The sequence below is a fragment of the Nonomuraea sp. NPDC049400 genome (assembly GCF_044466425.1).
Classification (GTDB): domain Bacteria; phylum Actinomycetota; class Actinomycetes; order Streptosporangiales; family Streptosporangiaceae; genus Nonomuraea.
The window spans coordinates 262,463-274,467 of sequence record NZ_JBITMP010000006.1 but is presented as its reverse complement, the minus strand read 5'-3'; the positions used below and the strand labels follow the sequence as shown (position 1 = coordinate 274,467).

The 12,005-nt window shown below is 71.1% G+C and carries 14 protein-coding genes; 8 read left to right on the top strand and 6 right to left on the bottom strand.

Going from position 1 to position 12,005, the window contains the following annotated elements; translation table 11 throughout:
- Positions 1 to 20: 20 nt before the first annotated feature.
- Both ACIBVN_RS11265 and thiE read left to right on the top strand, forming a co-directional pair.
- Entirely contained in the window at positions 21 to 395 is a 375-nt protein-coding gene (locus ACIBVN_RS11265) for an Rv2175c family DNA-binding protein (RefSeq protein WP_397135065.1), read from the top strand.
- A complete protein-coding gene (thiE, locus tag ACIBVN_RS11260) occupies positions 373 to 1,011 on the top strand; it encodes a thiamine phosphate synthase (protein ID WP_397135063.1) in 639 nt (212 codons plus the stop codon). Before ACIBVN_RS11265 ends, thiE begins: the two co-directional genes overlap by 23 nt.
- Positions 1,012 to 1,195: 184 nt before the next feature.
- Here thiE and ACIBVN_RS11255 read toward each other — a convergent pair whose 3' ends face one another.
- Positions 1,196 to 2,263: a polyprenyl synthetase family protein gene (locus tag ACIBVN_RS11255; protein WP_397135061.1), complete on the bottom strand. Its 1,068-nt coding sequence runs from the start codon at positions 2,261 to 2,263 to the stop codon at positions 1,196 to 1,198.
- A gap of 168 nt (positions 2,264 to 2,431) precedes the next feature.
- Between ACIBVN_RS11255 and metF the strand changes: the two genes are divergently transcribed.
- Positions 2,432 to 3,352 (top strand): methylenetetrahydrofolate reductase [NAD(P)H], encoded by a 921-nt coding sequence (gene metF / locus ACIBVN_RS11250; RefSeq protein ID WP_397135059.1) that lies wholly within the window; start codon positions 2,432 to 2,434, stop codon positions 3,350 to 3,352.
- 470 nt (positions 3,353 to 3,822) lie between these two features.
- Here the strand turns inward: metF and ACIBVN_RS11245 are convergent, their stop codons facing one another.
- The gene (locus tag ACIBVN_RS11245) at positions 3,823 to 4,383 is read right to left on the bottom strand and encodes a GNAT family N-acetyltransferase (protein ID WP_397135057.1); all 561 of its coding nucleotides are present in this window, start codon (positions 4,381 to 4,383) and stop codon (positions 3,823 to 3,825) included.
- 10 nt (positions 4,384 to 4,393) lie between these two features.
- On the bottom strand, positions 4,394 to 4,870 hold the full coding sequence (locus ACIBVN_RS11240; RefSeq protein ID WP_397135055.1) for a YbaK/EbsC family protein: 477 nt from the start codon (positions 4,868 to 4,870) through the stop codon (positions 4,394 to 4,396).
- 217 nt (positions 4,871 to 5,087) lie between these two features.
- Here ACIBVN_RS11240 and ACIBVN_RS11235 point away from each other — a divergent pair, with 217 nt between their 5' ends.
- Together ACIBVN_RS11235 and ACIBVN_RS11230 are read left to right on the top strand one after the other, a co-directional pair.
- On the top strand, positions 5,088 to 5,795 hold the full coding sequence (locus tag ACIBVN_RS11235) for a peptidoglycan-binding protein (RefSeq protein WP_397135317.1): 708 nt from the start codon (positions 5,088 to 5,090) through the stop codon (positions 5,793 to 5,795).
- A 148-nt stretch (positions 5,796 to 5,943) separates the two neighbouring features.
- Positions 5,944 to 7,635 (top strand): hypothetical protein, encoded by a 1,692-nt coding sequence (locus tag ACIBVN_RS11230; RefSeq protein ID WP_397135053.1) that lies wholly within the window; start codon positions 5,944 to 5,946, stop codon positions 7,633 to 7,635.
- A 3-nt stretch (positions 7,636 to 7,638) separates the two neighbouring features.
- On the opposite strand, the gene ACIBVN_RS11225 is transcribed toward ACIBVN_RS11230, so the two are convergent.
- Positions 7,639 to 8,028: a winged helix-turn-helix transcriptional regulator gene (locus tag ACIBVN_RS11225; protein WP_397135051.1), complete on the bottom strand. Its 390-nt coding sequence runs from the start codon at positions 8,026 to 8,028 to the stop codon at positions 7,639 to 7,641.
- 81 nt (positions 8,029 to 8,109) lie between these two features.
- Between ACIBVN_RS11225 and ACIBVN_RS11220 the strand changes: the two genes are divergently transcribed.
- Complete coding sequence (locus tag ACIBVN_RS11220) at positions 8,110 to 8,985, top strand: NAD(P)H-binding protein (RefSeq protein ID WP_397135049.1); 876 nt, start codon at positions 8,110 to 8,112, stop codon at positions 8,983 to 8,985.
- Here the strand turns inward: ACIBVN_RS11220 and ACIBVN_RS11215 are convergent.
- Both ACIBVN_RS11215 and ACIBVN_RS11210 read right to left on the bottom strand, forming a co-directional pair.
- Positions 8,976 to 9,506 (bottom strand): hypothetical protein, encoded by a 531-nt coding sequence (locus ACIBVN_RS11215; RefSeq protein ID WP_397135047.1) that lies wholly within the window; start codon positions 9,504 to 9,506, stop codon positions 8,976 to 8,978. The two genes, ACIBVN_RS11220 and ACIBVN_RS11215, sit on opposite strands and share 10 nt — an antisense overlap.
- Before the next feature lie 51 nt (positions 9,507 to 9,557).
- Positions 9,558 to 10,178 carry a TetR/AcrR family transcriptional regulator gene (locus ACIBVN_RS11210; RefSeq protein ID WP_397135045.1) on the bottom strand — a complete coding sequence of 207 codons (621 nt, stop codon included), beginning with the start codon at positions 10,176 to 10,178 and terminating at the stop codon, positions 9,558 to 9,560.
- A 96-nt stretch (positions 10,179 to 10,274) separates the two neighbouring features.
- Here ACIBVN_RS11210 and ACIBVN_RS11205 point away from each other — a divergent pair, with 96 nt between their 5' ends.
- Together ACIBVN_RS11205 and ACIBVN_RS11200 are read left to right on the top strand one after the other, a co-directional pair.
- Entirely contained in the window at positions 10,275 to 11,468 is a 1,194-nt protein-coding gene (locus ACIBVN_RS11205; RefSeq protein ID WP_397135043.1) for a cytochrome P450, read from the top strand.
- Positions 11,469 to 11,474: 6 nt separating this feature from the next.
- Positions 11,475 to 11,666: a ferredoxin gene (locus ACIBVN_RS11200; RefSeq protein ID WP_349448034.1), complete on the top strand. Its 192-nt coding sequence runs from the start codon at positions 11,475 to 11,477 to the stop codon at positions 11,664 to 11,666.
- The last annotated feature ends 339 nt before the right edge of the window (positions 11,667 to 12,005 follow it).

Here is a 12,005-nt window from a genome sequence, read left to right as displayed (position 1 = left end):
CATGTGGTAGTTGTGGTTTCGTGACGCTTTCTGTTGCACAGATCGACCGGGAGACCGACCAGCTCGTAGCCGAGTGGCTCACTCTCCCCGAAGTGGCCTCGCGCCTGGAGCTTTCGATCGGGCGGGCCAAGCAACTCCTCAAGGACCACAAGCTGCTCGGCGTGCGCCGGGGCAGCGGCGGGCCGCAGGTGCCTGCGGTGTTCCTCGACGGAAAGGACGTGATGAAGGGCCTGCCCGGCACACTGACCGTGTTGCAGGACGCCGGCTACGACGATGTCGAGTCGCTGCGCTGGCTCTTCACCCCTGACGACTCCCTGCCCGGGTCGCCCATCGAGGCGATCAAGGCCGGCCGTCACACCGAGGTCAAGCGGCGTGCCCAAGCCCTCGCTTTCTGAGGCGCGCCTCTACCTCTGCACCGACGGCCGGCGCGACCGCGGCGACCTGGCAGAGTTCCTCGATTCGGTGCTGGCCGGCGGCGTGGACATCATCCAGCTGCGGGAGAAGGGCCTGGAGGCACGCGAAGAACTCGCGCTCCTCGAAGTCTTCCGCGACGCCTGCGACCGGCACGGCAAACTGCTGGCCGTCAACGACCGGGCGGACATCGCCTACGCCGCCCGTCCCGACGTGCTCCACCTGGGGCAGGACGACCTTCCTGTGACGGTCGCGCGAGAGATACTCGGCGACGACATCGTCATCGGACGGTCCACCCACTCCGCCGCCGAGGCTTCCGCCGCGGCCGTGGAGCCGGGCGTCGACTACTTCTGCTGCGGCCCCATCTGGCCCACGCCCACCAAGCCCGGCCGCCCGGCCCCAGGCCCGCCGCTGCTCAGGCACGCGGCCGCGCTGGAGACCGCACGGCCGTGGTTCGGGATCGGCGGCATCGACCTCGCCAACCTGGACGAGGTGATGTCGTACGGGGTGAGCCGGGTGGTGGTCGTACGCGCGATCACGGACGCGGATGACCCGGGGGCGGCCGCGGCGGAGTTCGCCAAGCGCCTGTCCTCCGGCTGAGCCCCGCAGGCCGCCCCGGCACGGCCACACGTGTCCCGCCGACCTCGCGCCGAGGCGTCCGCCACCCCGCGGGCGCCTCGGGCCCTCGACCGGCGCGCCCGCGTGGTGGCGGACGCTTTCCGCACGCCCCGCGTACTGTCCCTGGAGGGCGCGCGTCCGCGCTCAGCCCCGACCCGAGCGCGTGTCAGGTCTTGCGGGAGGTGGCGGCGATGGCCAGCTCAGCCAGCGCCGCACGCGCCTCGGCGGTCACCGGGGCGTCGTCGAGCGCCGACAACGCCTTGCTCAGGTAGTCGCCGATCAGGTCCTCGCACTCCTGCAACGCCCCGGTGCCGTCGATGATCCGCCGCAACGTGTCCACCCCGTGCTCGTCCAGCCCGGGATCCCCCAGGAGCCGCCGCACGGTCGCCGCGTCGGCGGGGGAGGCGGCCGCCAGCGTGCGGGCGACGAGCATCGTCCGCTTTCCCTCACGCAGGTCGTCGCCGGCGGGCTTGCCCGTCTGCGCCGGGTCGCCGAACACCCCGAGGATGTCGTCCCGGAGCTGGAAGGCGATCCCGACCTGCGTGCCGTACGCCGTGCACAGCTCGTCCATCCACGGCGCGAGCTTGCCCGCGGCGAGCGCCAGCCCGAGCCTGAGCGGCTGCTCCACCGAATATTTCCCGCTCTTGAACAGCGCCACCCGCAGCGCCGACTCGAACGTGTTCTCCCCGTGCGCCTGCTCCAGCAGGTCGAGGTACTGGCCGCACATGAGCTCGGTGCGCATGTGGTCGTGCACCGGCTGGGCCGCCGCCAGCGACTCGGGCGGCAGGCCGCTGGTGCGCCACATCTCGCCCGACCAGATCAGCAGCAGGTTGCCCAGCAGGATCGCCGCGCCCTCGCCGAACTGCTCCGCGGAGCCGTGCCAGCCCGACTTCTCGTGCAGCGCCTGGAAACGGCGGTGTGCGGACGGCATCCCCCTGCGCAGGTCGCTCTTGTCCATCACGTCGTCGTGCACCAGCGCGCTGGCCTGCAGCAGCTCCAGCGAGGCCGCGGCGGTGAAGATCTCGGGCACGTCCGTGCCGCCCGCGCCGCGCCAGCCCCAGTAGCAGAACGCCGGACGCAGCCGCTTGCCGCCGGACAGCAGCTCGTCGGCGGCCGTGCGCAGCGGCGCGAGCTCGGGATCGCCCGGGGCGGGCAACTGCCGTTCGACGAACTCTCCGAGGGCACGCTCCACCTGCTTGCGCAGGGTGTCCATGCCGGCGGCGTCAGTGGTCATGCCTTGAGACTAGTGGCCGGGGGCCCGGACTCGAATTCGCAGGTGTCCCAGAGGTGTGGCGGGTGGCCCCGGAGGTGACATGGCTGTGACCCCTAGAGTGGCGCGCCGGCCCCTTAAGGAAGCAAGTCCGTGACCTTGTGGCGGCGAGGTGCCCTGTAACCTTGGGGCATGGCGCTTGGTCGACCCTCCATCCGGCCCGATCGTGTTCCCACCGTCCGCGACCTGCTCGCCGCCGGTGGCCGGTCGTTCTCCTTCGAGTTCTTCCCGCCGAAGACCGACGAGGGAGCGCGGCAGCTCTGGAAGGCGATCAGGGAGCTGGAGTCGCTGCGGCCGACGTTCGTGTCGGTGACCTACGGCGCGGGCGGCTCCACGCGTGACCGCACTGTCGGCATCGTCGAGCGGATCGCCCACGACACGACGCTCACGCCCGTGGCGCACTTCACCGCGGTCAACCATTCGATCCGCGAGCTGCGCCACCTGGTGGGGCGCTTCGCCGACGCCGGGGTGCGCAACATCCTGGCCGTGCGCGGCGACCCCCCTGGCGACCCGACGGCCGAGTGGGTGCAGCACCCTGACGGCGTGCTCTACGCCGAGGAGCTGGTGCGGCTGATCAGGCAGGCGGGCGACTTCTGCGTCGGCGTCGCCGCCTTCCCGTACAAGCACCCGCGCTCGCCGTCCATCGAGTCCGACACCGAATTCTTCGTGCGCAAGTGTCAGGCGGGGGCCGACTACGCGATCACGCAGATGTTCTTCCGGGCGGAGGACTATCTGCGGCTGCGCGACCGGGTGGCGGCCAGAGGGTGCGAGACGCCGATCATCCCGTGCATCATGCCGGTGACGCAGATGAGCACGATCGCGCGGTCGGAGCAGCTGTCGGGGGCGCCGTTCCCGCCGGAGGTGGCGGCCCGCTTCGAGGCGGTCGCGGACGACCCGGCGGCGGTGCGGCGGCTCGGCATCGACCACGGGGCCGAGCTGTGCCAGCGGCTGCTCGACGAGGGCGCGCCGGGCATCCACTTCATCACGTTCAACCGCTCCAGCGCCTCGCGTGAGGTCTTCCAGCGCCTTGAGCGGGTGGCTCTTTCCGCTTGAGGGTGACGGCGGCGACACTCGCCGTACGTGCGCACCGCGCCACTTGCGGCGACCGGTAGACGTGGGCGCCGTAAGTGCACAAATCCGCTACTTTCGCCGACCGCTCGGCGCGTCCGCCGCATGTGGCTGGGCGCTTCCGGGAGACGCCCGCCGACTCGCACGGGGTTGACCGCCGCACAGATTGCGCCGGGCTTCGCGGCCACCGTCCCGCCGCACCGGTGCCGGAGGGGACCCGCATGGCGGGAGGCTGGGCGGCGGGGGTGGTCCGCGCGCTGGGTGGGGCGCGTCGGATGGGTCGCACCGTCGCACTGAGGGTGGGGTGGCCCGCCACCCGCCCGCAGGGGGACCGGGCGGGTGACGGGCAGGGGACAGCAGACGGTGGGTAAAGGGGCGGATACCTTACGTAATGGATGGTGCCCCAACCCATGCCCAAACAAACCCAGCAGTCACGTCTCCCTCAGTGGCCGCGGTCAGGTCAAGGGCAGGCGGCGGCCCATGATGGCGTAGTCCTCGTGGCCGCCCGGGAACACGAACCTCGTGAGGAGGTCCGTGAAGCCCATGCTGGCGTAGAGGCGGCGGGCGGCGGTGGGCTGGTCATGGGTGGACAGCACGGCCGAGCGCTCTGGGCGGCCGGCGCAGAGCGTGCGGATCATGGCGCGGCCGATGCCCTTGCCCTGGTAGTCCGGGTGGACGTGGATCTCGGCCAGCTCGAACGCGTAGCCCAGCCAGGCGTTGGCGGCCTCCCGGCCGATACGGTCGGTCAGGGCCCGGAGCACCACATCGTGCCACCACTGCCCGGGCGCGCCGCGGAAGCCGTACGCGAAGCCGACGGTGCGAGGGCTAGAAACGGACGAATCCCGCAATTCTGCGAAATAACACTGAAAATGGGGATATGTCGCGTGATTTCGCATGATGGCCTTGCGGCCGTTGATTTGGTCCGCGGGCGGGTTCATGGCAGCCGTGTAAATGTCGATCACCGTCTCCAGCCGCTCCGTGAACTCGGCCGGACCCGCCCCGCGAAACTCGATCACCCGTCGCACACTACTCGACGTCCACCGCTGTGCCCCCGGTGATCCGCACGAGCTCGTCAAACGTCGTCGGGAACACGGTCAGCGGATGCCCTCCGGCCGCCCACACCACCTCATGCTTGCCGAGCCAGTTGTCCACCAGGGTCCGCACGGGCGCCGGGTGCCCGACCGGGGCCACGCCGCCGATGGGCTGGCCGGTCGCCGCCCTGACGAACTCCGGCGTCGCCCGCCGTACCTTCCCCACCCCCGCCGTGCGGGCGATCAGCTCCACGTCCACGCGGTGCGCCCCGCTGGTCAGCACCAGCAGCGGCGCGCCGTCCGCGTCGAAGATCAGGCTGTTGGCGATGGCGCCGACCTCGCACCCGAGCTGGGCCGCGGCGGTCGCGGCCGTGGGGGCCTTCTCGGGCAGTACGACGATCTCGCCGCCCGCTCCCAGCTCACGCAGCGCGGATTGAACGACGACGGCATTCGGCGGCAACTTCTCAGACATGGAGACACTCTAAACAGTTGACCGCTTCATTACCGGTTCATGGTGAGTGGTGTAGGGTCCGATGATCTGTTCAATAATGGTATGAGAGGTGGTACGAGTGGGGGCTCGACGGCTGCCCGGAGTGGCTGCTCTTCTGACGGCTGGCGCCGTCGCACTCTCGGGCTGCGGAACTCAGGCGCCGCGACATTCGACGGCGGCGTCACCGGCCTTGACAGCGGTGCCCCCGGTCGTCACGCATCTCGCGGCGGGCGCGCAATCCGGCCCCACCGCCACGGTCGTCGCGCCGCGCAAGACGCTCAAGCTCGGCGCCAAGGGCAAGGCGGTCCGCTGGCTGCAGAGCCGCCTGGCCCAGCTCGGCTACCGCCCCGGCAAGGCCGACGGCAGGTATGGCGGGTCGACGCTGACGGCCGTGTGGGCGTTCCAGAAGGTGAACGGCATCAAGCCGTCCAGCACCGTCGCCAAGCGCACGTGGGACGCCCTCGAGGCACCGAAGTCGCCCAAGGTCCTGGTCAGGAACGGCAAGCCGACGCGGGCCGAGGTCAACCTGACCAAGCAGATCATGGTCCTGTACGTCGGCGGCCAGGTGAAGCTGATCACCCACATCTCCTCGGGCAGCGGCGTCCCCTACTGCGAGACCGCCACCTGGCAGGGCAAGCGGCAGCGGTTCTGCGGCTCGGCCAGGACGCCGACGGGCGACTATAAGACGACGTGGCGCGCTCGCGGGTGGCACCGGTCGTACCTGGGCCAACTCTACAACCCGATCTTCTTCAACGGCGGCATCGCCTTCCACGGGGCGCTGTCGGTGCCGCTGTATCCGGCTTCGCACGGGTGCGTGCGCATGCCGATGAACGTGGCCGGGGTCCTGCCCGGGATGCTGGGCAAGGGTGTGCCCGTGCACGTCCGGGGCAAGTTCAGCCGCGCCTGAGGCGGGCCGGACCTCCTGCGTTCCCCGTCACGCCCGGCCGGGCGTGACGGGGGCCTTGGCGGCATAACGCGCACATAACCAAATACCGTGACGGGGCCGTTATGGGCCCTTTGCTGGACTCCCTCCTGACCTTTTTTGGGGGGAGTTCATGACGACGACGTTCATGGCGCCCGCGCCCGCACGCGTGGCAGGGCGGCGCGAGGGGCGGTCCCGGCTGTGGTGGGTGCTGGCGGCCGGGTGGGTCGCGCACGTGGGGCTGCGGCTGTGGTTGTACCGGTACCACACCGGACCGGTGGCCAACCCGGACGAGACCGGGTACCTCCTCGCGGCCCGCTGGCTGGCGGGCGGGCCGGGCGGCGACCTGACCGGCTCGACCTTCTACCAGGGCGCGTACCCGGCGCTGCTGGTCCCGATCTTCTGGCTCACCTCCGACCCGGTCCTGGCGTACCGCCTGGTGGTCGTGGTGGGGTCGATGGCGGCGGCGACCGCCTACCCGCTCGGTTACCTGCTGCTGCGGCGGATGGGCCTGGGCGGGCGGGCGGCGCTGATCTCGGCGTTCGTGGCGGGGCTTTCGCCGGCACTGCTGGTGTTCTCCGGGCTGGCGCTGACCGATGCGATCCTGCCCACGCTGGTGCTGGCCTGGCTGGTCGCGGTGCACGACCTGGTCGCGTACGGGTCGGTGCGGGCCGGGGCGGCGGCGGGCGCGCTGTCGGCGTTCGCGATGGCGGCGCACCTGCGGGGGACGGTCGTCCTGGCGGTGTGCGTGCTGATCATGGTGGTGGTGTCGTTCCGCCGGGACATGGTGCCGTCACGCCGGAAGGCGATGATGCCGGCGGTCGCCGCGCTGGTGAGCGCGGGCGCGGTGGCGGCGGCGGGAAAGGCGCTCAACGGGGCGCTGGCCGCCGCGTTGTACCCGGGCGGGACCCGTGACCTGTCCGGGCTGCTCCTGTCCAGGCTCACGAGCCTCGAGGGGCAGGCATGGGCTCTGTCGGGAGCCGCCGGTCAGCTCTGGTACCTCATCGTCGGCACCTGGGGGCTCGCGGGGATCGGCCTGGCGGGAGCGGCGGCCCTCCTGGTACGGCGGTCCGCTCCGCTCCAGCACCGCGTCCTGGCCGGCGCCCTGCTGCTCGCGACCCTGGCCATCGCGTACGCCTCCTCAGCCGCCCTGCCGGACGAGCACCGCGTCGGCAACTACGTCTACGGCCGCTACCTGGCCTGCGTCGCGGTGGCCTGGACCCTGGCCGGGCTGCTCGTGTTGCTGAAGGGCGGGCGCCTGGGCGTCGTGCGGCACGCGCTGTCCGCCGCCGGGCTGACGGCGGTGACCGGCGGAGCGGCCGCCTGGTACGCGGGGGACCGCCTGGAGCGCTACAGCTTCATCGCGTTCGACTTCCCCGAGGTGATCTTCCTCACCGGCGTGCGCGACTCGCTGGACCTGGTCTCCGCCTCCGTGCCCGCCCTGATCATGCTGGCCTGCCTGACCGGAGCCGCCTTCCTCGCCACCGGGCGCGCCCGGCTGCTCGTGGTGGTGGGCGTGCTGGCGCTGATCGACATCGCGTTCACCGCCGAACAGGCGCCCGCGCGCCCGTCCGGTGCGGACTGGCTGCCAGCGCCGCCCCCGGGGCGGGTGGCGGTGGACCGGCGAGTGAGGTGGAACCTGTGGGTGCCGCTGGCGTACCGGGTGTCGTGGACCGAGCTCGAGCTCTACGACGGGCGGCCCCCGGAGGGCGCCTGCACCGCCGTCGTCCCGTACGGGTCGGTCCCGCCGCCGGGCTGGGCCGCGACCGGCCGGGGCGGCGCCCAGATGGGCTGGACGACCTGGTCGAGCAGGCACTGCCGGTAAGCCCTACTGGGCGGCGTCCCACTGCTCGCGGGCGTCCTCGATGGCGGCCTTGTGCTCGCGCGACCAGTCGGCCAGCCGCTCGATGGCCTCCGCCAGGCTGCGGCCCATCGGCGTCAGCCGGTATTCGACCTGCGGCGGGATCGTCGCGTACGCGGTCCGCTCGACCAGCCCGTCACGGCACAGCCGCCGCGTGGTCAACGTCAGCATCCGTTGCGAGATGCCGGGAACCGCCCGCTGCAGCTCCCTGAATCGCCGCACCCCCTTGACCAGCTCCACCATCACCAGCACCGTCCACTTGTCGCCGATGCGGTCGAGCACGTCGCGGATCCCGCAGTCATCGTCCCCGCACGGGCCCTCGGCCTGGGAAGTTACCTCCGTGTGCGCGACTGACATGAGAGTGCCTCCTTATGCCGGGTGCCGGACCCCGCCCATGCTGGTGCTGTTCATGTGGCAGATCCACATTAGGGGTGTCTGATGATTCTTGTTACGGGCGTGTCCGGGGCGCTGGGCGGTTCGATCTTCGACGGGCTGCGGGCCATGGAGGGGCTGGAGGTGGCCGGGGCCAGCAGTTCGGGGGATGGCACGACACTTCGCCGGGCCGACTTCGACCGGCCGCAGACGCTGGAGGGGGCGTTCGCCGGCGTGGACGTGCTGGTGTTCGTGTCGGCCGGGTACGCCGAGGACGACGTCGTCCTGGCCCGGCACGGCGCGGTGGTGCGGGCGGCCGCCGCCGCGGGCGTCAAGCACGTGATCTACACGAGCCTGGCCGGTTCCGGCGAGCGGCTCACGATAGCCCTCGCGCACCGGTGGACCGAGGCGCGGCTGGCCGAGGCGCCCTTCGACGTCACCGTGCTGCGTAACGGCCTGTATGCCGAGCTCGCGGCTGGGCTGGCGCTCGCCGGGGCCGCGGGGGCGGCCGGCGGCGGGGTGTTCGCGGCGCCGCTCGGGGACGGGCGGGTGCCGGTCGTGGCCAGGGACGACCTGGCGGCCGTCGCCGTGCGCGTGGCGGCCGAGGCGTGGCACGACCTGTCCGCGGGCGGGCCGCGCCGTCACGCCGGCAAGACGTACGAACTGGAAGGGGTGAGCGCGGTCGGCGGGCACGACCTCGCGGGCGTGCTCGCCGAGGTGCTCGGGCGGCCCGTCGAGTACCGTACGGCTCCCCTGGGCGAGGTGCGGCCGCTGCTCGCGTCGATGGAGCCGTACCAGGTGGGGCACACCGTCTCGATACTCTCCAACATCAACGCGGGGTTGCTCGAAGGCCGGCGCGGCGACCTGTCCGCGTTCGTGGACCCGCCCAGGCCGGCGCGGGACGTGATCGTCGCGGAGGTGAAGTCCGGCCTTCAGGGCTGAGCTTCACGAAGAGCACCGGCCGCCCGCCTGCCCTCGGCGGCGGCCAGGAACAGCCCGGCGGCCTGTGCCAGCCCGGCGGCCACCAGGATCAAGACCGTGCCCGCCTGCCACGCGGGAAGGCCGCCGGCGAAGTCGGGGGAGCGGTAGAGCTGCGCCGTCAACCTGACGGGGTTGAGCAGGGCGACGACGACCGCCAGGACGTACGGCACGACCAGGACGCCCGACAACACGAACAGCATGGTGCGGCCCCGGCCGGGCCGCCGCAGGAGCACGCCGATGACGGCGTAGGCCATGCCCAGGACGCCCGCGAGCAGCGCGGTCCACCAGACCAGCTGCCAGGTGTCCGCGCCCAGCGCCGTCATCCCGTCGGGACCGAGCCGCCCGCCCGCCCACGCGGGGCTCGTGATCTGCGCCTTCACTGCCGCCTTGATGGCCACGAGGTTGACGCCCGCGTACGCCGCCGCCAGGACCGGCCCCAGCACCAGCAGGCCGAGAGCGACCGGCCACCTTCTGCCCGCCATCCGGCTCCCTCCTCCGCTCCGGACAGCTTCCCAGACGGCGCCGTCCCGGGGCTAACCGAGCGAGCACAGACCGGACAGCGTGATCTCGGCCGCGCGCCGCGCCGTGGCCCACATCTCCTCCACGGATCGGTCGGTGTCCATGTTCGTGAGGATCGCCAGTTTGACCGCGCCGAACACCGCGCCCACCGCGGCGGCCGCCTCCACCGGGTCCAGCTTGTCCGGGTATGCCGCGTGCAGCGCCCGCGCCAGCCTGGCCTGGTTCTCGAACAGCATCATCAGCGCCCGCGCCTGCAACGCGGGCTCCTTCAGGACGAGCCGCAGCCGCAGCCCCGCGTCCTCGAACGTGAACTCCTCGTACGTGGTCAGCCACTCCAGGCTCTCTTCCACGATCCTGCGCAGCACGTCGGCCGGTGACTCCTCCGGCTGCCTGTCTGCCAGCACGGCGACCGCCTGCTCCATCCGGCCCTCGGAGTCGTAGAAGACCACGTCTTCCTTACTGGCGAAGTAGCTGAAGAACGTGCGCGTCGACACATCGGCCGCCGCGGCGATCTCCGCGAGCGTGGTCTCCTCGTAGCCCTTCTCGTCGAACAGCCGGAGCGCGGCCTCGACCAGTGCCCGGCGCGTGCGCTGCTTCTTGCGCTCCCGCAGTCCCACGCCACCGCTTTCCATCATGTCCAGAACTGTACTGCAAGCGTTGACTATTTGCATGGATTGCAATTTTGCATTGAGCGGGGTTTTATGGAGTCGCACTCGGAAAGGAGCCGCAGCATGTCCGACGTCACGTTTCCCATGGCCCGCCGGCGCCCGTTCGACCCGCCCGACGAAGCCACTGAGCTGCGACAACAGGGGGCCATGCACCGCATGACGTACCCCGACGGCCACCGCGGGTGGCTGGTGACCCGCTACTCGGCGGCCCGCGCCATCCTGGCGCACCCGCACTTCAGCAACCGTCAAGAGCTCGCGCATCCGCCGCTCCCGAGCCAGGTGGAACGGGCGAAGATGCGGCGGGAGGGGAAGCCGCCGGCCGGCGTCTTCCTGCAAATGGACCCGCCCGACCACACGCGTTACCGCAAGCTGCTCACCGGGCAGTTCACCGTGCGCAGGATGAAGGTGCTCGAGACCAGGATCGAGGAGATCGTCAACGCCCGCCTGGACGACATGGCCGCCGCCGGCGGTCCCGTGGACCTCGTGGAGATGTTCGCGCTGCCGATCCCGTCGCTGGTGATCTGCGAGCTGCTCGGGGTGCCGTACGCGGACCGTACGCAGTTCCAGGAGGACTCCAAGCTCCTGCTCAACCTGGAGACCAAGGCCGAGGAGGCGATCGCCGCGCTCGGCCGGGTCATGGCATACATGTACGGGCTGATCCAGCGCAAGCGCGAGGAGCCGTCCGACGACCTGCTCAGCGGGCTCATCGAGGGCGGGGAGCTGAACGACGAGGAGCTCACCGGGGTCTCGTTCCTGCTGCTGGTGGCCGGGCACGAGACGACCGCCAACATGCTGGGGCTCGGGACGTACGCGCTGCTCACGAACCCCGGCCAGCTCGCCGCCATGCGCGACGACCCGTCAGTGGTGGACAACGGCGTCGAGGAGCTGCTGCGCTACCTCACGATCATCCACGTCGGACCGGTCCGTACCGCGCTGGAGGACGTCGAGATCGAGGGCAATCTCATCAAGGCGGGCGAGACCGTCGCCCTCCACCTGCCCGCCGTCAACCGCGACCCGGCCCGCTTCCCCGACGGGGAGCAGCTCGACGTCACCAGGCCCGCGAGCGGGCACCTGACCTTCGGCCACGGCATCCACCAATGCCTGGGGCAGCAGCTGGCGCGCTCCGAGATGCGCATCGCGTATCCCGCACTGCTGCGCCGCTTCCCAGGTCTACGCTTGGCCGTAAAACCCGAGGAGGTGCCGATGCGCTCCGATATGGGCATCTATGGGGTGCACCGCCTCCCAGTCACTTGGTAGGTAATCATGGAAATCAAGGCAGATACGACGGTGTGCATCGGCGCCGGCATGTGCGCGCTGACCGTGCCGGAGGTGTTCGACCAGAGCGAGGACGAGGGCACGGTGGTGCTCCTGCAGAAGGTGCCGCCGGAGAAGCTGGAGGACGGCGTCCGCCGCGCCGTGACCTTGTGCCCGTCGGGGGCCATCTCCATCGCCTGACCTGCGTCTGACGCACCCGAACGGCCCGAGGGCCGTCGCCGCATCTCGTTCTCCTGCGGTGACGGCCTTTTTCTTCCTGCGGGCCGCGACACGTCGAACCTGTGTTCGTGGAATCGGTTGACACCGAGCGTGATCGAAATTATGTTCGACCTAGTGACGGTGAGGCTCGCGGCTCAGCGTCACAAGGACCTGGTCGCGGGCCGTTCGCTTCCCCAAGCGATACCCGCGGCCAGGCTCCACGGGCGAAGGGCGCGTCCTCGTCGTCGGCGGAGACGAGTGGGCGTGTCCTGGCCGGACGGGGAGAGGGGAAGCTCCTCGTCCGGCCAGCCCGGCAGAAAT

Coding starts and splice junctions, on each gene's coding strand:
- ACIBVN_RS11255 (WP_397135061.1), bottom strand. CDS start 2,263: ATGACCACTGACGCCGCCGGCATGGACACCCTGCGCAAGCAGGTGGAG.
- ACIBVN_RS11210 (WP_397135045.1), bottom strand. CDS start 10,178: ATGATGGAAAGCGGTGGCGTGGGACTGCGGGAGCGCAAGAAGCAGCGC.
- ACIBVN_RS11225 (WP_397135051.1), bottom strand. CDS start 8,028: ATGTCAGTCGCGCACACGGAGGTAACTTCCCAGGCCGAGGGCCCGTGC.
- metF (WP_397135059.1), top strand. CDS start 2,432: ATGGCGCTTGGTCGACCCTCCATCCGGCCCGATCGTGTTCCCACCGTC.
- ACIBVN_RS11240 (WP_397135055.1), bottom strand. CDS start 4,870: ATGTCTGAGAAGTTGCCGCCGAATGCCGTCGTCGTTCAATCCGCGCTG.
- ACIBVN_RS11215 (WP_397135047.1), bottom strand. CDS start 9,506: ATGGCGGGCAGAAGGTGGCCGGTCGCTCTCGGCCTGCTGGTGCTGGGG.
- ACIBVN_RS11230 (WP_397135053.1), top strand. CDS start 5,944: ATGACGACGACGTTCATGGCGCCCGCGCCCGCACGCGTGGCAGGGCGG.
- ACIBVN_RS11200 (WP_349448034.1), top strand. CDS start 11,475: ATGGAAATCAAGGCAGATACGACGGTGTGCATCGGCGCCGGCATGTGC.
- ACIBVN_RS11205 (WP_397135043.1), top strand. CDS start 10,275: ATGTCCGACGTCACGTTTCCCATGGCCCGCCGGCGCCCGTTCGACCCG.
- ACIBVN_RS11220 (WP_397135049.1), top strand. CDS start 8,110: ATGATTCTTGTTACGGGCGTGTCCGGGGCGCTGGGCGGTTCGATCTTC.